This is a genomic window from Anaerofustis stercorihominis (assembly GCF_024623185.1).
In the GTDB taxonomy this organism is placed as follows: domain Bacteria; phylum Bacillota; class Clostridia; order Eubacteriales; family Anaerofustaceae; genus Anaerofustis.
This window is the reverse complement of record NZ_JANJZK010000001.1, coordinates 108228-128290: the sequence shown is the minus strand read 5'-3', so window position 1 is coordinate 128290 and position 20063 is coordinate 108228. Positions and strand designations below refer to the sequence as shown.

Annotated in this window: 23 protein-coding genes; 2 read left to right on the top strand and 21 right to left on the bottom strand. The window is 32.3% G+C overall.

The genetic code is table 11. The features are described from left to right. Position 1: 1 nt before the first annotated feature. From NSA01_RS00700 to NSA01_RS00645, 12 genes are all read right to left on the bottom strand, one after another. Positions 2–1171, bottom strand: a complete 1170-nt coding sequence (locus NSA01_RS00700; RefSeq protein WP_257479614.1) for a stage III sporulation protein AE — start codon at positions 1169–1171, stop codon at positions 2–4. Next, positions 1171–1554, bottom strand: a complete 384-nt coding sequence (locus NSA01_RS00695; RefSeq protein WP_257479613.1) for a SpoIIIAC/SpoIIIAD family protein — start codon at positions 1552–1554, stop codon at positions 1171–1173. Before NSA01_RS00695 ends, NSA01_RS00700 begins: the two co-directional genes overlap by 1 nt. A gap of 1 nt (position 1555) precedes the next feature. Continuing rightward, entirely contained in the window at positions 1556–1753 is a 198-nt protein-coding gene (gene spoIIIAC, locus NSA01_RS00690; protein WP_257479612.1) for a stage III sporulation protein AC, read from the bottom strand. Positions 1754–1765: 12 nt separating this feature from the next. Continuing rightward, positions 1766–2281, bottom strand: coding sequence for a stage III sporulation protein AB (locus NSA01_RS00685; RefSeq protein WP_257479611.1), 516 nt, complete (start codon positions 2279–2281; stop codon positions 1766–1768). Further along, positions 2281–3195: a stage III sporulation protein AA gene (gene spoIIIAA, locus NSA01_RS00680; protein WP_257479610.1), complete on the bottom strand. Its 915-nt coding sequence runs from the start codon at positions 3193–3195 to the stop codon at positions 2281–2283. Before spoIIIAA ends, NSA01_RS00685 begins: the two co-directional genes overlap by 1 nt. Before the next feature lie 152 nt (positions 3196–3347). Beyond that, positions 3348–4241: a tocopherol cyclase family protein gene (locus NSA01_RS00675; protein ID WP_257479609.1), complete on the bottom strand. Its 894-nt coding sequence runs from the start codon at positions 4239–4241 to the stop codon at positions 3348–3350. Positions 4242–4322: 81 nt separating this feature from the next. Beyond that, positions 4323–5228 (bottom strand): RluA family pseudouridine synthase, encoded by a 906-nt coding sequence (locus NSA01_RS00670; RefSeq protein WP_257479608.1) that lies wholly within the window; start codon positions 5226–5228, stop codon positions 4323–4325. A 10-nt stretch (positions 5229–5238) separates the two neighbouring features. Continuing rightward, the gene (locus NSA01_RS00665; protein WP_257479607.1) at positions 5239–5982 is read right to left on the bottom strand and encodes a YlmH family RNA-binding protein; all 744 of its coding nucleotides are present in this window, start codon (positions 5980–5982) and stop codon (positions 5239–5241) included. Between the two features lie 2 nt (positions 5983–5984). Then, a complete protein-coding gene (locus tag NSA01_RS00660) occupies positions 5985–6461 on the bottom strand; it encodes a cell division protein SepF (protein WP_052294603.1) in 477 nt (158 codons plus the stop codon). A gap of 1 nt (position 6462) precedes the next feature. Further along, positions 6463–7152: a YggS family pyridoxal phosphate-dependent enzyme gene (locus NSA01_RS00655; RefSeq protein WP_257479605.1), complete on the bottom strand. Its 690-nt coding sequence runs from the start codon at positions 7150–7152 to the stop codon at positions 6463–6465. A gap of 11 nt (positions 7153–7163) precedes the next feature. Further along, the gene (locus NSA01_RS00650) at positions 7164–8516 is read right to left on the bottom strand and encodes an HlyD family efflux transporter periplasmic adaptor subunit (protein WP_257479604.1); all 1353 of its coding nucleotides are present in this window, start codon (positions 8514–8516) and stop codon (positions 7164–7166) included. A 13-nt stretch (positions 8517–8529) separates the two neighbouring features. Then, positions 8530–9153, bottom strand: a complete 624-nt coding sequence (locus NSA01_RS00645) for a sugar transferase (RefSeq protein WP_257479603.1) — start codon at positions 9151–9153, stop codon at positions 8530–8532. Between the two features lie 166 nt (positions 9154–9319). Between NSA01_RS00645 and NSA01_RS00640 the strand changes: the two genes are divergently transcribed. After that, on the top strand, positions 9320–10420 hold the full coding sequence (locus tag NSA01_RS00640; protein ID WP_257479602.1) for an LCP family protein: 1101 nt from the start codon (positions 9320–9322) through the stop codon (positions 10418–10420). 4 nt (positions 10421–10424) lie between these two features. Continuing rightward, the gene (locus tag NSA01_RS00635; protein WP_257479601.1) at positions 10425–12344 is read left to right on the top strand and encodes an ABC-F family ATP-binding cassette domain-containing protein; all 1920 of its coding nucleotides are present in this window, start codon (positions 10425–10427) and stop codon (positions 12342–12344) included. A gap of 53 nt (positions 12345–12397) precedes the next feature. On the opposite strand, the gene NSA01_RS00630 is transcribed toward NSA01_RS00635, so the two are convergent. The 9 genes from NSA01_RS00630 to hisG are packed head-to-tail and all read right to left on the bottom strand — an operon-like array spanning position 12398 to position 20063. Continuing rightward, positions 12398–13777, bottom strand: coding sequence for a citrate/2-methylcitrate synthase (locus NSA01_RS00630; protein WP_257479600.1), 1380 nt, complete (start codon positions 13775–13777; stop codon positions 12398–12400). 34 nt (positions 13778–13811) lie between these two features. Continuing rightward, positions 13812–14453 carry a bifunctional phosphoribosyl-AMP cyclohydrolase/phosphoribosyl-ATP diphosphatase HisIE gene (gene hisIE, locus NSA01_RS00625; RefSeq protein ID WP_257479599.1) on the bottom strand — a complete coding sequence of 214 codons (642 nt, stop codon included), beginning with the start codon at positions 14451–14453 and terminating at the stop codon, positions 13812–13814. 1 nt (position 14454) lies between these two features. Further along, the gene (gene hisF, locus NSA01_RS00620; protein ID WP_257479598.1) at positions 14455–15210 is read right to left on the bottom strand and encodes an imidazole glycerol phosphate synthase subunit HisF; all 756 of its coding nucleotides are present in this window, start codon (positions 15208–15210) and stop codon (positions 14455–14457) included. Next, complete coding sequence (hisA, locus tag NSA01_RS00615) at positions 15204–15908, bottom strand: 1-(5-phosphoribosyl)-5-[(5-phosphoribosylamino)methylideneamino]imidazole-4-carboxamide isomerase (RefSeq protein ID WP_257479597.1); 705 nt, start codon at positions 15906–15908, stop codon at positions 15204–15206. Before hisA ends, hisF begins: the two co-directional genes overlap by 7 nt. Before the next feature lie 3 nt (positions 15909–15911). Next, positions 15912–16517, bottom strand: coding sequence for an imidazole glycerol phosphate synthase subunit HisH (gene hisH / locus NSA01_RS00610; protein WP_257479596.1), 606 nt, complete (start codon positions 16515–16517; stop codon positions 15912–15914). Continuing rightward, entirely contained in the window at positions 16514–17092 is a 579-nt protein-coding gene (gene hisB / locus NSA01_RS00605; RefSeq protein WP_257479595.1) for an imidazoleglycerol-phosphate dehydratase HisB, read from the bottom strand. Before hisB ends, hisH begins: the two co-directional genes overlap by 4 nt. Further along, on the bottom strand, positions 17093–18151 hold the full coding sequence (gene hisC, locus NSA01_RS00600; RefSeq protein ID WP_257479594.1) for a histidinol-phosphate transaminase: 1059 nt from the start codon (positions 18149–18151) through the stop codon (positions 17093–17095). It lies immediately after the preceding gene. Further along, a complete protein-coding gene (gene hisD / locus NSA01_RS00595) occupies positions 18151–19434 on the bottom strand; it encodes a histidinol dehydrogenase (protein ID WP_257479593.1) in 1284 nt (427 codons plus the stop codon). The genes hisC and hisD overlap by 1 nt, the downstream gene beginning before the upstream one ends. 2 nt (positions 19435–19436) lie before the next feature. Beyond that, a complete protein-coding gene (gene hisG, locus NSA01_RS00590; protein ID WP_257479592.1) occupies positions 19437–20063 on the bottom strand; it encodes an ATP phosphoribosyltransferase in 627 nt (208 codons plus the stop codon).

The window sequence follows — 20063 nt, the reverse complement described above, 5'->3', positions numbered from 1 at the left end:
CCTACCCTCCTAACATCGCTATTATACCAATCAGCATTATAAAAAGCACAGCTACGACCAAGAAGCATGCGAAAATCAGACTTAAAAAAGTTGAAGCATCGTTTAATGCTTTACTTACCCTTGGATCGGTCAAAGGTTCACTCAAAAATGCAGATACTTTTAAAGTTACTATGGAACAAAGCATATGCATAAAAGGGATCAATAAAAGAGAAATAAGTATCAAGACTCCAATAAGCCCTACCGAATTTTTTATCACTTTAACGAAACCTATAACAGTATCCGCACTGTCTGATATAAGAGACCCAAGAACCGGAACTAACTTACTTACTGCAAACTTCGCTGTCTTGATGGAAAGACTGTCAAGAGATGCAAACAAACTGCCTTGAATACTTAAAATACCGACAAACAATACCGAAAACAATCCCATTACAAAGAGTACACCTTGTTTTATGAATGATACCAAATATGAAATATTTATATCGATCAAGAGGTTGTCCATAATGCTTAGGATAAAACCAAAGCTTAAAGTAGGAATAACAAAATAAGTCATAGCCGATGCAAAAAAATTGATTATAAACACTAAGCTTATACTTATAATATTTCCGGAAAATATATTCCCGCTCAAGTTCATAAGGATTATTATTATTGGAAGCAGTACATTCATAAATCCGGTAATAGCTTTTATTAGAGAATAAGCAACTGAGACTATATTAAAGAAAGTCTTAACTATCAGTGCTACAAGAACAAAATATATACCAAAAAATGCTACATCGCTTATCTCTTTATTCATAAATGAAGTATTAAGCAGATTTATTAAACTTAAAAATATAGATAGTGCTATGAAAGTCAGCAGAATTGAAATACTTTCCCTTAATGTCATAAAAAATAAATCTTTTAAAGTATTTATAAAGTCATTATAATCAAAGGAATAATTACCGCTTACAACATCACTTATAAAATCCTTTATGTTACCGTAGTTAAAAAGTTCATAAAAATTATTGTCATTGGTATATAAATCCAGTTTATAAAGCTGCCCCTTTTCATACACATTATCGACTAATGCTCCGTAATCCTGTTCACTATTATTCCCACTCCTATTTTCACAGTATCCTAAAGCAGGAATAGATATGAAAACCATAAAGCAACATATTAAAATAAATACTCTTTTCATCAAATCACTTCCTCAATATAAGAAAATAAACTTATGATCAAAGGAAGAGAAAAGTATAGTATCATTATTTTTGTAAAGAAACTTATCTTGGTACTTAAAGTTTTATTTCCGCTGTCTAAACAAAGTTCACTTGAAAACTGTCCGATATAAGCAACGGCAATTATCTTAAATATAGCTTTTATATTAAGCATGTCCACATTAGCTTTAACAGAATATGTATTTACGACATCTATGACCGCATAAAGATATTTTATGGCAAAGCCTAAAATTATAATTCCTGCAATGATCGAAATAAACAGTGCATACTCCTTATTATCTTTTATGAAAAATAGGCTTATAACAGATCCCAATATCCCTATCATAGCTATTTTTACAATATCCATATCAGTATAACCCGAACATCGTTTTTACCGTACTGAAAAAGTCATTGACCATATTTACTACCAACATAAGCACCACTATAATTCCTGCCAAAGCTACCATAGTCGCCATATCATCTCTGTCACTTTTCTTTAAAATTATACTTAAAACTGCTACTATAAAACCTATTCCCGCTATTTTAAAAATTATATCTATCTGCATATCTACTTCTCCTTAAATAAAAATTACTACCAAAAAACTGCCGAACAACACCCCCATTTTTTCGTATAAACTTACTTTATTATCTCTGTCTTCTTTAGCTTTTTTTATAGCCTCTGCTAAACCGGACTGAATTAAAGTAAGCTGTTTCACCATTCTGTTTTTATCATTAAAAGATAAACTTACACCGATATTTTCAAGTAAAATCATTTCTTCTCTGGAAATGTTGAATTTATAATTACTTAAACATTCAAACCATATTGCAGAAAAATCACTTAAATCTTTTTTTAACATAGTAGTTTTTACATCTCTCAGAAAATCATGATATGTAGTCTTTGTGATTTTGATTGCCCCTGAAATAAGAAAATTAATATCATATAAACCGACATTTATGCTTACTATAAAATCATTTAAAATCCTATTTATTTCTTCAAGTTCAAGAAGTCTGTTTTTTATTTTCCTTGTTATGCTTTTGGAAAATAAAATACTAAATATAAATAAACAAACTATACCCGGTAATTTAACATACATTACATTAACCTCTCTAACTTTTCGTTATAAATTTCTTTTATATACCTCTCTCCATGTTCTATGGATAAGAAGATATATCTGTTAAAAATTTTCTTTTTTATAATAGAAACAAAATTCTCTTTTCTTAACATATCTCTCATATCTTTACCATGAGCTGATGATATTACTTTAACTCCGCTTAATACAGAATTTTCGAGTGCAGAAATATCATCTGTTTTTCCTATCTCATCGGTTATTATCACTTCGGGAGACATGGCTCTGACCAGCATATTCATACCGTCGCTTTTATTTATCCCTTCAAGCACATCGGTTTTATCTCCTATATTAAGTTCATTTACTCCGTTGTGAAGGCTTGCGATTTCTTTTCTCTCATCTACAATACAAACTCTTTTTCCAACAAAATCGCCCTTATTCGTGGATATTACCCTGGAAATATCACGAAGCAATGTCGTTTTACCGACTTTCGGCGGAGATATTATTAAAGTATTGTAGACTTCTCCTTTATTTAAAATGTAATTAAGAACTAAATTACTGGCACCTATAATTTGTCTTGAAATCCTTATATTAAGCGAATTGATATTTCTAAGACCTATGACTTTGTTATCCTCCATTATCACGCTTCCGGAAAAACCGATCCTGTGACCGCCTTTGATTGTAATAAACCCTTTGAGCAAACTATCTACACTCGCATAAAAAGAATAGTTTGTAGCTAAATTCAATATACCTTCTATATCTTCTTTTTTTACATCATAGGGAATTAAGATATCTTCCTTTGAACCTACTATATGTATATTCCTGTTAAGCCTTAATCTTATTTCTTCTATTTCATCATTTATATTTACTTCATCAATAACTTTAAGTATTTCATCAGGCAGAATATCTATAATTTCCTTTGGAAGTTTATCAGTATTCATATAACTTGTCCTTTGCTTTAATTTAGTATTACTATACTTCTTTATGTTGTCGTATTTGAGAAAAGCTAGAGGTCTACTTTAACTTTTTTAAGTTTTAAGTATATTTTTACTTTAAGTGAATATAAAAAAAAGCTATAGAAAAACTATAGCTTTTAAAATTCCCACTCTACACTTGCATTATCATTTATAACATCAAATATTAACTTCTCAGGACCTATCAATTTATAATTGACTTTGCATTTGAGCCCTTCTTTAATTACCCTGTCCATTTTACCGGATACCGGAGCGTCCAAATCCAAATTAGGGAATTTTAAGACTTTCATATAAAACTTATATTTTCCTTGTTTTATAATCAAGCTGTCATTCGTCTTATAAACGACTTTAGCACCCAGATAAGTAGCAAATCGATATTCCCTGTCTTTATAATGAATGACACCTATAAGCCCTTCAAAACTATAATTAAGCATTGGTATATCAGCTACGGAAAACATAATTGAATTATTTCCGCCGTAATCAAAACCGGACTGAGTCCAAATATATCTTTCGGGAAAGGATGAACCAAAGTCTTTTTCTATATAACCTCTGCCGCCGTCAAAATTTATGACCTTGCCGTTTATATTTAAATTGCCTTTTATCGAATGATGCATGCTGAGAACATCATGAGAACACTGCATAAAAGGAACGTATCTAAAAGGTCCCATAATATTATAATTGAGAGGAGAAAATTCTCCGTAGGATATACCTCCTTTTATCTTCAAATCCTCGGTATCAATATCTAGTATTATACCTTCACTTGAAAATGCACATTTTCCCACTTTAACGTAGAAAGTTCTTTTATATGTTTTAAACTCGGTTATATCATATTTTAACTTATATGTTTTATCTTCGGTTATTACTTGAATCATGGCAAATTTATTCCCATTATCATCAATATGAAAAGAAGGTATGAAGCTTATCATAAAATCATTTGTCTGATGTTTTAAGTACCATCCTTCAAAATAAGATTTTGTTTTATATTCACCATGAAAATTAATATATGTTCCCATAATTATCTCCTTTGTGAAATTATTAACGGCTTATTGATATTTTAAACATAAAAAAAGAAGCTCAATTTGAGCTTCCTATAATCATTTATCAAGTAATTCATAAAAATAATCCGGCAGTTCGCTGTTAAATTCCATATATTCATTTGTTCTAGGGTGTATAAACCCTAGTTTATAAGCATGAAGCAACTGTCCTTTAAAAGGTTTGTCTATCTCTTTATTAAACCCATATACTTTATCACCTACAACGGGATGTGAAATATATTTAAGGTGGACTCTTATCTGATGAGTACGTCCGGTTTCCAAATAAACATCCAAAAACGTATATTTATCATATCTCTCAATAACGTCAAAATGAGTTACTGCTCTCTTGGAGTTACTCTGCGTTACACACATCTCTTTTCTTTTTATCTTATCTCTTCCGATAGGTGCATCTATCGTTCTCAAGTTTTCATGTATAATACCATGACATATAGTTTTATATCTTCTGTTGATAGAATGCTCTTTAAACTGTGATGCCAAATGGTTATGAGCATTATCATTCTTTGCAACTATTAATAATCCCGAAGTGTCTTTATCGATCCTATGAACTATCCCCGGTCTTATAACTCCGTTAATAGAAGATAAATCTTTCACATGATACATTAAAGCATTCACAAGTGTACCAGAGTAATTTCCGTTAGCAGGATGAACGACCATTCCCTGAGGCTTATCCACGATTACTACATCTTCGTCTTCATATACGATATTTATAGGTATATTTTCCGCTATGACATCCAAGACTTCAGGTTCAGGTAAATTGACTTTAACCCTTTCACCGACAAGCAATTTCCTCGACGGCTTGACTTTTTCATCATTAAGAAAGACTTCTCCTTCCTTGAATAGTTTTTTTAAACTTTCCCTTGAAAAATCTTCTAATTCATCGGATAAAAATTTATCGCATCTTATATTCTGTTTTTCTTCCGTCACAATAAATTCTTTTGTTTCCATTAAATCCTACTTATACAAATTTTTTAACGAGTAATTTGGTATTGCCTTTTTTAGTCTGACCGCCCTGACTATCCACAATAGCCCTGCCTTTAGTTCTCACGGATATCATATCTCCTACCTTTACAGTCATTGCAGGTTTGGAAACCTGATTATGGTTTATTTTGACTTTACCGCCTTTTACAAACATATTAGCTTCATTTCTGGATAGCTTAAATATATTTCCTATAACAGCGTCAAGCCTCATGGAAGGAACGATAATATTAAGCTCTTTGAATTTAGGTTCTATCACACTGGCTTCACTTATATCACATTCATAGAATGTTACATTGTTCCCGCCTATTTTAGTAAGTTCATTAACCAAGAACTCACTTATCGTATCATAAACAAAAATTTCAATATGATCATCAAGTATATTGATATCTCCGACTTTAGACCTATCTACACTTAAAGAAAGTATTGAACCCAATACATCCTGATGTCTCACATCAAGAGCTTCCTTTGATTTTAATATTTTAATCGGATATTCACTTTCCTCAGGCTCATGTCCTTCATTAAATATACTCATTATCTTTCTTTCAGTATATATGTGACCGCCAAAAAATGAACAATCTTTTCCCTTATATCTGCCTATTTCTCTTCCGCCAACCATTTGGTCGGAAGGATCCAAGAAACTAGAAAAGACACTTCCACCTTTTTTATCGGATAAAAGTGCCATATCTTCTATTCTTGATATGAAAAATTCATATTCGCCCATATTTAGTCTTCATACTCCCATAAATCTCTGGAACGTGTTGATGTATTATAAGAATCGTTTGGTCTTTCCTGTGTTTCTACTTCAACGCCGTAAGGAGCTAAAATAAACACATTTTGAGCAATTCTTTTCATACTTGCGCCAAGTACATAAACAGCACCGCTTAAAAAGTCAAATATTTTTTTAGCGTCTTCATTTTCTACTTTATCCATATTTACAACAACAGTAATCCCGCCTTTTAATTTATCGCAAACCAAAGGTGCGTCATTAAAAGTTCTCGGTTCAACAAGCATAACCGTTGAAGCAGCATGTGTCGCAACAGGTGCGCTTTCAGTTCTTACTGAAGATTTTTTACCAAATAATCCGCCTTTTCTAGGTTCGTCATCATAGTAATCATCTTCTTCATAGTATTCGTCTTCGTAGTATTCATCTTTTCCTACAATCTTTTCGCCTAATTCACCTATAAAATCGTTAAATCCCATTTTATTCTCCTTCAAATATACTTGTCCCTATACGGACAATATTACTTCCTTCATCTATGGCAACTTGATAATCATTTGACATTCCCATAGATATTATAGCTAAGTTTATATTATCATATTTATTATACATATTTCTACAATTATCATAAATTTTTCTTAACTTTCTAAAAACATTCACCAAAACAGCTTTATCTTTTGTAAACGGAGCCATACACATAACCCCCATAACATTTACATTTTTAAGCTGAATTGCTTTATTAAAGGCTTCTTCGACTTCATTTTCATCAAATCCATACTTATTTTCTTCTTTGCCTATATTAAATTCTATCAATATATTGGTAATAATATCTTTTTTCGCACTTTGCTTATCTATCTCTTCCATTAACCGAATAGAATCTACTGAGTGTATCAGATGAACTTTACCGACAATATCTTTTACTTTATTCCTTTGTAAATGACCTATAAAATGCCAATTTATATCCTGACCTTTAAAAAACTCATATTTACCTAAAAATTCTTTTACTTTATTTTCTCCGAGATCTTTTATCCCATAATCAATAACTTCTTTGATCTCTTCATTAGTCCTGAATTTTGTTACAGCCAAAAGCTTTACATCTTCATCAAAATCACTATTATTACAGGCTAAATTTATATTATTTAATATCTTATCTAAATTATCTTTTATACTCATTTTCATACCTCCTAATCGGGATTAGTTATAACTTCCATATTGTTACTTAATTTTGGATTATCACCGGGTTTTAAAAGTACATTTTTAAAACCTTCCTCATAAACTTTAACCTCCACAAGTTCTTTAAAATTACCGCTTGTAAGAGCATAAACATATTTCTTATTACCGTCTTCGATTATAGCACTTTTCGGGATTGTAAACACATTTACTTCATTCGTATGAATATTAAGTTTAGTTTTATCCACATTTATTAAATGGTCAAATGCATCTTTTAGACATATAACCAAGACTTTTTTATCTTCTCCGTAATCGATAGAGTTGATAAGATAACCTTCATCCAAGACTTCATCGCTGTCTTCAAATTTAATCGTAGGATAAGTGATAAGCATATCAACTCTTGTTAAAAGGTAATCATAATACTCTCCGTCGGTTTTTAAATCATGATTTTTCTTTACTGATTTATTATATTTTTTTGCTTCTTTTTCACCTTCAATATATGTATCTTTATCAACGACTGCACATACATAAGCACATTGATTATTTACTATTTTTATAATAGATTTATCATCTTTTGTGCTGGGTGGTTTAAATCCCTTTAAATAATCAAAATAATCTTTACTTAAAGCTGCCATTACATTTGTGTTTAGAACTTCCTCATATCCTGTTCTGGAAAAATATATATTTCCGGTAAATGAAAAATTTAAATTTGATATAGTAAGGGCTTTATTTTTAGATGATTTTTTACTTTTGAGTTCACTCTTTATTTTTTTAAGTGTGGCAGAATCTGCAAAAATATATTTCATGGATTTCTGCATCATATTTTTCTTATCTTTTAATTTTGTTAAGGCAGCACCATATTTATTTATATTAGCAGTATTATTTGAACTCTTTGCATTATCGTATTTATCCTGTGTGCTCGTTATTTTCTCCTCTAACTCACTAAGATCTCTGAAAAACACTTCCCTGCTTTCATATGATTTATTTTTTAATCTCCAATTTATAACTTTTATCGCATCATTTATATATTTATTGGTTTTGATTTTATAGCTTGAAGAAAGCTTTGTATTTGAGCCGACTTTTTGTCCTTCTTTAACAGTGAATTTTATAGGAGTAGTCTCCTTTAAATCTACGTATTCAGAATTTGTAAATATGTAACTTTCCGCAGTCTCCGTGGTAATATGTTTTTGTGAATTAAGTATTACAGTATCCTCAGTATGAAAAACGGAAAATAAAAAAAAGACTAAAACAGCTGATATGATTATTATTTCTTTATATCGTTTTCTAATAAAACTTTTTTTTCGTCTTTTTTTTATTGGTTTATTATTTTGAGGTTGTCTATTTCTGTTCATGTTATTATTTTGCACTTTAAATACCTCCTTATATTCCCTTAAGAACTACAAAAATAGTAGAAAAGAAAATTTTAAGGTCTAAAAATATAGAGTAATTATTAATATATTCAATATCCAATTTTACAACATCATGAATATTAAGTTTACTTCTTCCTTTTAACTGAGCAAGACCGGTAAGTCCGGGATATGCTATACATCTTTGCTTTTCATTTTCATCAAGTAAATCAGTTTCAATCGGGATAAAAGGTCTTGGACCTATTAAACTCATATCACCCTTTAAAACATTTAAAAGCTGAGGAATTTCATCAAAGCTTGTCTTTCTTAAAAATCTTCCAAACTCAGTAACTCTGGGATCCTGTTTTACCTGCACAAATCCATTCCTGGATTTTTTAAGTAACTTAGCTTCTTCTTTCTCACTGCCTTCTCTCATAGTCCTGAATTTTATTATATTAAAACGCCTTCCGTTCCTGCCTACCCTCTCCTGAACGAAAAAAATACTTCCGCCATCGGAAATTTTAACAATAATAGCAATTACTACTCCGGGAACAATAAAAGCTACACTAAGCAGTAAAGCACATACTATATCTATGAGCCTTTTAATAAATATGGAATTATTATATTTTTTAATTTTCTCTTTACTTACTTTTTCCATAGTTATTCCTTTACAAAAGTAATAATTAGCTGATTATTTATTATATCATTTTCTTATACTTTTTACAAATATTTATTAAATGCTTACAAAAACGTTAAAATAATAATAGATAACGTCGCATTTTATGCTATAATAATAAATTATAAAATCTTTTTTGGAGAATAAAATGAAGCAGAGCAAAGCAATAAAACCAAAAAAAACATTAAAAAGAACTAAGAAAAAAACTAAAGGTCTAAGCAATCAGAAAAAGAAAAATATAATAGTCGTAATCTTGGCACTCGCTATAATCTTAACTTCCAGCGGACTCGGATTTGCAAAGACTTTAGGATATGATATATTAAATGAAAATCCTATGCAAAGCGCTAAATATACGAGATTTAGCGATAAGACAAAATTAAATAACTCCGCAAAATTAGCAGATACCATGAATATCCTTATTTTCGGTATAGATAAAAACGAAAGCAGGAGCAAAAAAGAAACGATATTTAGACCTGATACAATAATGCTTGCAAGCATAAACACAAATAAAAAAACAATCAAGCTTGTTTCCGTTCCAAGAGACAGCAGAGTAAATATCTATAACACATCCGGAAGAGACAAAGTCAACTCATGTTTTTACTATGCAAGTTTGGGGCTAAATGAATCAGAAAAACAGGATCAAACAAAAATGTTTAGTACCGGCGTTACATATTTGGAAAATACAGTCAGTGATGTTCTTGGTGGAGTTCAGATAGATTACTACCTTGGTATCGACATGGATGCACTTCCTAAAATCGCAGATGTAATGGGCGGTGTAACAATAGATGTACACCAAAACTTATATGCAAAAAACGGACATGACTCATCAAGTATCAAAATAAGAAAAGGAAAACAAAAATTAAATGGAGAGCAGCTTTTATACTACAGCAGATATCGTGCATATCCCGACGGAGATATAGGAAGAGTAGCTATCCAGCAAAAAATAATGAAAGCTATTTTCAATGAGTTTAAGAGACAAAAGAGTTTCTCTAAAATCCCTCAAATTTATAATCTAGTTCAGGACATGGTCGAAACGGATTTAAAATTTGCACAAATAGCATCTCTTGGCTTCTCATTTAAGGATTTCAACATAGACGATTTACAGACCTTTACTTTACCGGGTAACTTCGGTAACTTGGGAGGAGTATCATACTGGATAGTAAATCAACCGGAGAGAGTAACATTTATAAAGGATCTATTCAATATAGATGCTGAACAACTATCACAGGATCCAAGGAGTGATAAATAATAAAATGCAGATAAATATAAATAGTTTAAATAAAAGCTTTGGAAGCGAACACTTATTTACTATTAATTCACTTATGATAAACGATAAAGATAAGGTGGGCATTGTCGGTCGTAACGGAGCCGGCAAGACCACCTTACTTAATATTATAATGGGTTTGGATGACGACTATATCGGTCATATATCTAAAATCGATAAAGATAAAATAGGCTTTTTAAGGCAGGATCTAAACTTAAATTTAGATAATGATATCTACACGGAAGTATTACTGGGAGCTGAGAAATACACAAAAAAAGAAGAAGAAATAGAAAATATTTCTATGCTTATAGATTTTGAAAAAGATAAAGAAAAACTTAACAAATTAAACGAACAATATCATGAACTAATAACAGAGTTTGAAGATATGGACGGATACAAATATAAAAGTTTAATGACAGGAATCATTAAAGGACTTGGATATAAAGAAAATGACTTTAATAAAAAAATATCTACTCTATCTGGCGGGCAGAAGATGAGGGTCGCTCTTGCTAAGCTTTTGGTGTCCTCTCCAGAAGTCCTTATATTAGATGAACCGACAAATTATCTTGATACCAATAGTATTACATGGCTTGAAAACTTCCTCTCAGCAGTAAAAGCTACTGTTATTACAGTTAGTCACGACAGATATTTCTTAGATAGATTTACAACAAAAATAGTAGAAATCGAAAACAAAGAATGTTATATATATAGCGGAAATTATTCAGATTACATATATAAGAAAAAACAAAGGCTAATCAGTGAAGAACATGCTTACAAAAAACAACAGGCAGAAATAAAAAAACAAGAAGATGTAATAAAGACCCTAAAACAATTTAACAGAGAAAAAAGTGTAAAAAGAGCAAGAAGCAGAGAAAAAATGCTGGATAAAATAGAAAGAGTCGATAAACCTTACACTTCTAAAAACTCTCACATAAGATTTAAATATTCTCCTATGGTCAGTAAAAAAGCTATTACGGTAGAGGGCTTGGAGTTTGCTTATAATGAAAATAAGAAGCTATTTAATAATTTTAATATTACCATAGGCAGCACAGACAGACTCGGGATTTGCGGCAGAAATGCAACCGGAAAATCCACTTTTTTAAAACTGATAACTGGACTTCTTAAAGAAAATAGGGGACTTATAAAGAAAAATCCAAAATGCCAAGTACTATATTTCGAACAGGAACATAAAGACTTGGACAGCAGTTTAACAATAATTAAAGAACTGAGAAAATCCACGGGAGCAGATGACGGAGAAATAAGAAATACCTTGGGGTGTATGATGTTCTCCGGAGATGATATAAATAAAAAAATATCTACATTATCAGGCGGGGAAAAAAGCAGAGTGGCAATCGCAAAACTCATGATGAAAGAATCAAATGTTTTAATATTAGATGAACCGACAAATCATTTGGACATAGAAACAAAAGAAGTATTGGAAGATGCCTTACTCGATTATAACGGATCAGTAATAAGCGTATCTCATGATAGATATTATTTAAACAAAATCTGTAACAGAATAATGTATTTGACAGGAAAAGACATCAAGATATATGAAGGAAACTACGATTATGCAATGGATAAAGAAAATTTAATCAAAGCAGAAATCAAAGAAAGAAATGCAGAAGAAAAAAAAGAAGAACGCAGCAACAATAAAAACACCTCTAAACTTAGCAATAATAAACGAAAAGCATACGAAAAAGAACTTAACGACATTGAGCTCTTAATGGATAAACTTGAAAGTGAAAAGGAAGAAATTGCAAAAAAGATGAATAATCCCGATTTCTTTAGTAACGAAGAAAAAGTAAGCGAAATATCTTTAAAACTAAATGACATTCAAAATCTGCTCGAAGATAAAGAACTAAAATGGCTCGAAATTACTGAAATATTAGAAAATGACGAAGAATAAAAAAGAAAGCAAAAATATGCTTTCTTTTTTTATGTCACTAATTGAGTTTTAAATTACTTTCTTTCATCAATCGGAATATACTCTGTTTTAGGCTGAACATTCATATAAGCAGGTCTTATGATCTTTCCTGCATTAATGAGTTCTTCAATTCTATGGGCAGACCATCCGGAAATCCTCGCTATTGCAAACAGCGGTGTAAACAGTTCCTTTGGAATACCAAGCATTTTATAAACAAATCCGCTGTAAAAGTCGATATTGGCACAAATATCTTTATATGTCTTAAATTTGGATTTTATCAAATCAGGAGCAAGTCTTTCCACTCGTTCATACAATTTAAATTCCTCTGTAAGACCTTTTTCTTCGGACAATCTTTCTACGAAATATTTGAATATTAGTGCCCTTGGATCGGAGGTTGAATAGATACCATGACCGACGCCGTAAATAAGTCCTTGCTTATCGAAAGCTTTTTTATCCAGTATCTTATTTAAATATGCACTTACTTCATCGTCATCTTCCCAGTCTTTAACATTATCCTTTATTTCTTCAAACATATTTACAACTTTTACATTTGCACCGCCGTGTTTAGGTCCTTTAAGAGATGCTAAAGCGGCTCCTACCGCAGAATATGTATCTGTACCGGAAGATGAAACGACATGCATGGTAAAGGAGGAATTGTTTCCGCCCCCATGTTCTGCATGAAGAACCAATGCAAGGTCTAAAATCCTGGCTTCAAGTGTAGTATATTTAGAATCCGGTCTAAGCATATGTAATATATTTTCCGCAGTGGATAACTCTGCCTTAGGCGGATGAATAAATAGACTTTCTCCTTGATGATAATGTATGCTTGACTGATACCCGTAAACCGCAATCATAGGAAATATAGATATAAGATGCATACACTGTCTTAAGACATTTGGGATAGATATATCATCAGGATTTTCATCATATGAATACAAAGTAAGAACACTTCTTGCCATTGTATTCATAACGTCTATACTCGGAGCCTTCATGATTATATCTCTAACAAAAGAAGGAGGCAATGATCTATATTTTGCTACCTGATTATTGAAAGCCTCAAGCTCTTTTTTGTTCGGCTGTTTGCCTGCCAAAAGCAAATATGTAACTTCTTCAAAACCAAACCTGTTATCTTCCAAAAACCCATCTACCAATGACTCTATCGGAATGCCTCTATACCTTAAATAGCCTTCGACCGATACCTTTTTTCCGTCTACGATCTCGCTCCCGCAAACATCGGAGATTTCCGTAAGCCCCGTAAGCACACCGACACCGTTAACATCTCTTAACCCTCTGTTTACATTGTGAATGGCATATAGATCTTTTTCTATATAACAATTATCCAAGCATGTCTTGCTTAAATCTTTAATTTCAGGTGTTATATCCGAAAAATTGATTTCTGTATCTTTATGTTTCATTTACACCCTCCTTTGTTATTCTCTAAATTTAATTTTATTTATGTCTATCGTTAAGTTTATTAAAAATATCCTCTATTTTTACTCCTCTGTCATTTAATAATACTAATAAGTGATATATCAAATCACTCGCTTCACATATGATTTCTTGTTTATCATCGTTTTTCGCGGCAATTATAGTCTCCGCACTTTCTTCGCCTATTTTCTTACAAATCTTATCGGTTCCTTCTATAAGTAAATACTGTGTATATGAACCTTCGTATTTTGTTGGCATTTTTTCTAATTTTTTGATATCTTCTTTTCTTTTTTCTATAGTATCCTGAAGAGTAAATAAGATTTCGGGACTTAAATCTAAATCTGGTTTTACTATATTATTAAAAAAACAGCTTTCACTGCCGGTATGACAGGTAGGTCCTACAGGATCAGCACCGATAAGCAACGTATCGTTATCACAGTCAGCCTTAATGCTAACGACATTTAAAAAGTTTCCGCTTGTCTCTCCTTTTAACCACTGTGTCTTTCTGCTTCTGGAATAAAAGTTGACTTTACCAGTATCCAAGGTATTTTTATATGCTTCTTCATTCATATACCCAAGCATCAATACTTTTCCCGTTTTATAATTCTGGACGATAACGGGAAGTAATCCTGTATCGTCAAGTTTAAAATCTTTAAAATCCATTTTACAACCTCATTTCTATACTATTGTCTTTTAAATACTTTTTAAGTTCCGTAATATCTATTTCCCCAAAATGGAATACGCTTGCTGCCAAAGCTGCGTCTGCACCCGATTTTAAAACATCCAGGAAATGCTCCATTTTTCCTGCACCGCCTGAGGCAATAATAGGAATAGACAAGATACTATTTAATTTTTCTATCAGTTCGAGGTCAAAGCCATTTTTCACGCCGTCGGTATCTATGGAATTGATACAAATCTCTCCGGCTCCCATATCCTCACCCTTTTTAGCCCATTCGATAGCATCTATTTTAGTATTTTCTCTTCCGCCTTTAACGTATACATCCCAGCTATTTTTATCATTTCTCTTTGCATCAATAGATAGAACGACACACTGAGATCCAAATCTTTTTGCTCCGTCGGAAATTATACTAGGATTAGTAACTGCACTGGAATTGACGCTGACTTTATCTGCTCCGGCAAGCAGTACTTTTCTGAAATCATCAACGGTTCTTATTCCTCCACCGATAGTAAAAGGAATGGATACTTCCTTTGCAATATCTTCTACTGTATGTATAAATATATCTCTTTCATCACTTGAAGCGGTGATGTCATAAAACACCAATTCATCCGCACCCAGCTCTGAATATCTTTTACCCAATTTAACGGGATCGTCAACGTCTTTTATATTCGCAAACTGCTTACCCTTGACCACTCTGCCGTGGTCAACATCAAGGCATGGTATGATTCTTTTTGCTAACATATTATATCCTCTACACTAAATTTATTTTCATATAAAGCTTTACCGACGATCACTCCGTAAGTATCATCTTCCCTTAACTTATTGATATCATCCAGAGACGATACACCTCCGGATACTACTATATTATGTTTAGTTGCCTTCTTAAGTTTTCTATATAATCCGAAACTTGGCCCGCTTAACATACCGTCTTTTTTGATATCAGTCACCACTATGCTTATAAGAGGCAGCTCTTTTATCTTTTCAAGGTAATCCCAAATCAAAATACCGCTGTTTTCACTCCAGCCTTTTATATAGACATATTCGTCTTTTACATCTAAGGATAAACTGATTTTATATGGGTACTTTTCAGACATTTCTTTTAAAAAATCAAAATCCTTAACTGCTTTTGTACCTATTGATACTCTGTCCACACCTATGTCAACATATTTTTTGATTTGTTCTTCCCCTCTTATACCGCCGCCAACTTCGACTAACATATTAGTATCGGTAATTATTTTCTTTATGATATCAAAATTTGTAAGTTCACCAATCAACGCTGCGTCAAGATCCACTATATGTAAATTCTTTACGCCTCTTTTTTGAAAATCTATAGCAACACTTAAGGGATCATCAAAATAGACAGTTTCTTTATCGTAATCGCCTTGGGAAAGTCTTACACATTTGTTATCTCTTATATCTATTGCAGGAAATATTATCATATATTATTCTCCTAAGTAATTTAAAAGTAATTTTGTACCTGTTTTATCGCTTTTTTCAGGATGGAACTGCATACCTATAACATTACCATGTCTGACTACTGCGGGAACATTATAATGGTACTCGCTGTAAGCAATCAAATCCTCATCATTCATATTATCTGCATGGTAAGAATGCACAAAATATACATATTCACCATTAGTTATATCTTTTACGATATTGTCAGCTCTATTTATAGCAAGTTCATTCCAACCCATATGAGGGACTTTATAACTCTTTGGGATATCGAACGGCACTACATCGCCTTTTATAAAACCAAGCCCTTCGTGTTCTCCCATTTCATAACTCTTATCAAATAAAAGCTGCATACCAAGACAAATACCGAGAAGATATTTACCGTCTTTTACCCAATCCTTTAAAAAAGGAACCAAATCATTTTCTCTAAGCCCCTTCATACCGTCCTCAAAGGCTCCAACTCCGGGTATAATCAGTTTTTCGCATGTCCTTAGAACATTAATATCATTTGTTATCACACTTTCAAAGCCAAGCCTGTTTAAAGCGTTATATACATTTCTGAGGTTACCTGCACCGTAATCGATTATTCCTATCATAATACACCTTTGCTCGAAGGAATATCATCACCGACAATAGTCGTTGCTTCTCTTAACGCTCTGGCTATAGCTTTAAATATAGCCTCACACATATGATGATTGTTTCCTTTATCAATGACTTTGATATTCAAGTTGATACCTGCATTTATACAAAAAGCATATAGAAAATCTTCAAGTATTTCTGTTTCGAAATCACCTATTCTTTCAACCGTAAAAGGATTTTCGTAAACGAGATAGCCTCTTCCGCTCACATCTACACATACTCTTGCCAACACTTCATCCATAGGAACAAAGAATGTAGAATATCTGTTTATGCCTCTTTTATCACCAATGGCTTCTTTGAAGCATTTGCCTAGAACAATCCCTATATCTTCCACGGTATGGTGATTATCGACTTCAAAATCACCTTTTGCTTTTATGTCAATATCGAATTTAGAATGACTTGCAAGCAAATCTATCATATGATTAAAAAAACCGACTCCCGTATCGGAATAAACGATACCGCTTCCGTCTAAATTAAGATTAATTTCGATATCTGTTTCTTTGGTTACTCTGTGTTCAAAACTTGATCTCATTTAGAATACCTCCTTTATTACATCTATTACTTCATCATTTTCTTCATTACTTCCCACTGTAATTCTTACTATATCTTTAAGTTCATTACCATAAGCTCTTATGGAGATACCCCTCTTTTCACATTCGTTATATAATATTGGAGCTTTTGATGTTTTTATGGTTATAAAGTTAGCATTAAGCGGAAGGATAAGAATATCTTTATAATTTTTTAGAATATTTACCATTCTGTCTCTTTCTCTTTTTATAACCTTTAATTCATCCTCTATGAGTTTATGGTTATCTACGAGGACTTCTCCCGCGGTTTGTGATGTAACGGATAGATTATAAGGAGCTTTTGCGGCAAATAAAAAGTTTATTATTTCCTTATCAGCTATTATAAATCCAACTCTGAGTCCCGCTCCGCTGAAAGCCTTTGACAGTGTTCTGAGAATTATAACTCTGTCACTGTAACCGAGTAAATCGATATTATCATCTTCCGCAAAATGAATATATGCTTCATCAATAATCACAAGACCTTTTGTATTATCAATTACTTTTTTTATTTCTTCCTTTGAATATAAATATCCCGTTGGATTATTTGGAGTACATATGTAAACTATCTTTGCGTTATTTTTATTTGCTTCATCAATTAATTTATCTATATCGGGAGATAAGTCTTCTTTATCACTATTCAGCCCTATATATTTCCCCTTAGCTAAAATAGCCGCTTGTTTATACATGGAAAATGTAGGTTCATAACTTATGGCAATATCATCTTTATCCATAAAAGTATTATTTATAATGGTTATACCTTCATCAGAGCCGGATGTAGCAATCAAATTTTCCGGAGATACATCAATGAGTTTTCCATATTTCTCTCTTAGTTTATTTGCATAAGGATCGGGGTACCTATTTATATCGATATTTTTTATCCTATCAATAAAATCATCTTGAAGTTTTGTTCCAAGGAAGTTTTGATAATGTTCATTAGCATTTAAAATTATTCTATAATCCTGTCCCGCGGCTTTATAATATTCATAATCCTTTAAAGCCGGCACTACCAAGTCTTTAATGCTCATTATTCAAATCTCCTCTCGATGGCTTTTGCATGAGCCGTAAGCCCCTCTTTATTGGCAAACTTTATTATCTTATCCTTATGCTTAGTCAGTTCTTCTTTTGAATAGTATACTATGCTCGTCCTTTTTAAAAAGTCATATGTTGAAAGCGGAGAATAAAATTTTGCTTTTCCCGATGTAGGAATCGTATGATTTGAACCTGCAAAATAATCCCCTACAGGCTCTGGAGTATATTCTCCCATGAATACTGTTCCGGCATTTTGTACTTTATCTATATAATCAAAAGGATCTTCCAAGGATAACTCTAAATGTTCGGGAGCGATTTCATTGGAAACATCAAATGCTTCATCAATATTATCTACCACAAATATCAAACCATAATTCTCAACCGACTGGGTCGCAATATCTACTTTTGATAATTCTTTGAGCTGGATATTTACCTCTTCTTTTACTTTACACGCTAAATCTTCTGACGTCGTAACAAGGATACAAGCCGCATTTTCGTCATGCTCTGCCTGAGACAATAAATCAGCCGCTACAAATTTCGGATTAGCCTTTTCATCTGCGATAACGAGAACTTCGCTTGGTCCTGCCAGCATATCTATATCCACATCTCCGTATACTTTTCGCTTTGCTTCGGCAACAAATAAGTTTCCCGGACCGCATACTTTATAAACGGGTTTAATGGTTTCAGTCCCATAAGCTAGAGCCGCTATGGCGCCGGCACCTCCCGACAAGTAAATCTCATCGACGCCGCAGAGATAAGCTGCTGCCAGTATATTTTCATTTACTTTACCTTCTTTATTTGGAGGAGTAATCAAAGCTATTTCTTTAACACCGGCTACTTTTGCGGGAACCGCATTCATAAGTACGGTGGAAGGATAAGGACTCTTACCTCCGGGGATATAAAGTCCGACTCTTTCGATAGAAGTAACTTTTTGAGTAAGTCTTTTACTTCCCTCATCCATATCGAAGTGAGAATACTTTTGATTTTTATGATACTTCTCTATATTGTCCTTACTTTCTTTTAGTACTTCCAAAAAATCCTTATCTGCACTCTCATAAGCCTTTTCTATTTCATCTTTATCGACTTTGATACTTTTTACTTCTACTTTATCAAAGTCTTTCATCATTCGAATCAAGGCTTTATCTTTGTTTTCTTTTACGTCTTCTATAATATTTTCAACAAGCGCTTCAACTTCATTTAATTTGTTTCCGTGTCTTTGAAGCTTTTCCTTAACGACTTCTAAAACATTTTTTTCGTTTCTTAAATCTACTATTTGCATCTCTACACCATCCTGTCGCTTGCTTTTTGCAGATTTTCTATAAAAGGTTTTAAAGATGAATGTTTCATTTTAAGACTGGCCTTATTAACTATAAAAACAGAATATATATCAAAGATTTCTTCAAGAACACTAAGTCCGTTTTCCTTTAAAGTGACTCCGCTCTCGACTATATCCACTATTACATCAGACATATTAAGAAGAGGAGCAAGTTCAACAGAACCGTTTATCTTTATTATCTTTGCCTTAATACCGAGACCGTCAAAGTATTCTTTAGCTGTATTTACAAATTTTGAAGCTGCAACGATTTGTTTCATATTCCTTATATCGGTACCTTCGAATCCGGCTACACACATCTTACATCTTCCTATATTCAAAGGAAACAATCTATATACATCAGGATTATCTTCAAGTAAAATATCCTTACCTACGATACCGCAGTCACAAACTCCGGTTTCAACATAAATAGGTGTATCGCTGGGTTTAACAAGAACCATTTGAACACTTCCGTCATCACTGTTTAAAATCAGTTTTCTGTTTAAATCAAATTCAGAAAAAGTAATGCCAAACTCTTTAAATAATTTAATAGCTTGTTTAGCTACTCTTCCCTTTGCTACTGCTATTTTAATCAT

Coding starts and splice junctions, on each gene's coding strand:
- NSA01_RS00700 (WP_257479614.1), bottom strand. CDS start 1,171: ATGAAAAGAGTATTTATTTTAATATGTTGCTTTATGGTTTTCATATCT.
- NSA01_RS00695 (WP_257479613.1), bottom strand. CDS start 1,554: ATGGATATTGTAAAAATAGCTATGATAGGGATATTGGGATCTGTTATA.
- spoIIIAC (WP_257479612.1), bottom strand. CDS start 1,753: ATGCAGATAGATATAATTTTTAAAATAGCGGGAATAGGTTTTATAGTA.
- NSA01_RS00685 (WP_257479611.1), bottom strand. CDS start 2,281: ATGTATGTTAAATTACCGGGTATAGTTTGTTTATTTATATTTAGTATT.
- spoIIIAA (WP_257479610.1), bottom strand. CDS start 3,195: ATGAATACTGATAAACTTCCAAAGGAAATTATAGATATTCTGCCTGAT.
- NSA01_RS00675 (WP_257479609.1), bottom strand. CDS start 4,241: ATGGGAACATATATTAATTTTCATGGTGAATATAAAACAAAATCTTAT.
- NSA01_RS00670 (WP_257479608.1), bottom strand. CDS start 5,228: ATGGAAACAAAAGAATTTATTGTGACGGAAGAAAAACAGAATATAAGA.
- NSA01_RS00665 (WP_257479607.1), bottom strand. CDS start 5,982: ATGGGCGAATATGAATTTTTCATATCAAGAATAGAAGATATGGCACTT.
- NSA01_RS00660 (WP_052294603.1), bottom strand. CDS start 6,461: ATGGGATTTAACGATTTTATAGGTGAATTAGGCGAAAAGATTGTAGGA.
- NSA01_RS00655 (WP_257479605.1), bottom strand. CDS start 7,152: ATGAGTATAAAAGATAATTTAGATAAGATATTAAATAATATAAATTTA.
- NSA01_RS00645 (WP_257479603.1), bottom strand. CDS start 9,153: ATGGAAAAAGTAAGTAAAGAGAAAATTAAAAAATATAATAATTCCATA.
- NSA01_RS00640 (WP_257479602.1), top strand. CDS start 9,320: ATGAAGCAGAGCAAAGCAATAAAACCAAAAAAAACATTAAAAAGAACT.
- NSA01_RS00635 (WP_257479601.1), top strand. CDS start 10,425: ATGCAGATAAATATAAATAGTTTAAATAAAAGCTTTGGAAGCGAACAC.
- NSA01_RS00630 (WP_257479600.1), bottom strand. CDS start 13,777: ATGAAACATAAAGATACAGAAATCAATTTTTCGGATATAACACCTGAA.
- hisIE (WP_257479599.1), bottom strand. CDS start 14,453: ATGGATTTTAAAGATTTTAAACTTGACGATACAGGATTACTTCCCGTT.
- hisF (WP_257479598.1), bottom strand. CDS start 15,210: ATGTTAGCAAAAAGAATCATACCATGCCTTGATGTTGACCACGGCAGA.
- hisA (WP_257479597.1), bottom strand. CDS start 15,908: ATGATAATATTTCCTGCAATAGATATAAGAGATAACAAATGTGTAAGA.
- hisH (WP_257479596.1), bottom strand. CDS start 16,517: ATGATAGGAATAATCGATTACGGTGCAGGTAACCTCAGAAATGTATAT.
- hisB (WP_257479595.1), bottom strand. CDS start 17,092: ATGAGATCAAGTTTTGAACACAGAGTAACCAAAGAAACAGATATCGAA.
- hisC (WP_257479594.1), bottom strand. CDS start 18,151: ATGAGCATTAAAGACTTGGTAGTGCCGGCTTTAAAGGATTATGAATAT.
- hisD (WP_257479593.1), bottom strand. CDS start 19,434: ATGCAAATAGTAGATTTAAGAAACGAAAAAAATGTTTTAGAAGTCGTT.
- hisG (WP_257479592.1), bottom strand. CDS start 20,063: ATGATTAAAATAGCAGTAGCAAAGGGAAGAGTAGCTAAACAAGCTATT.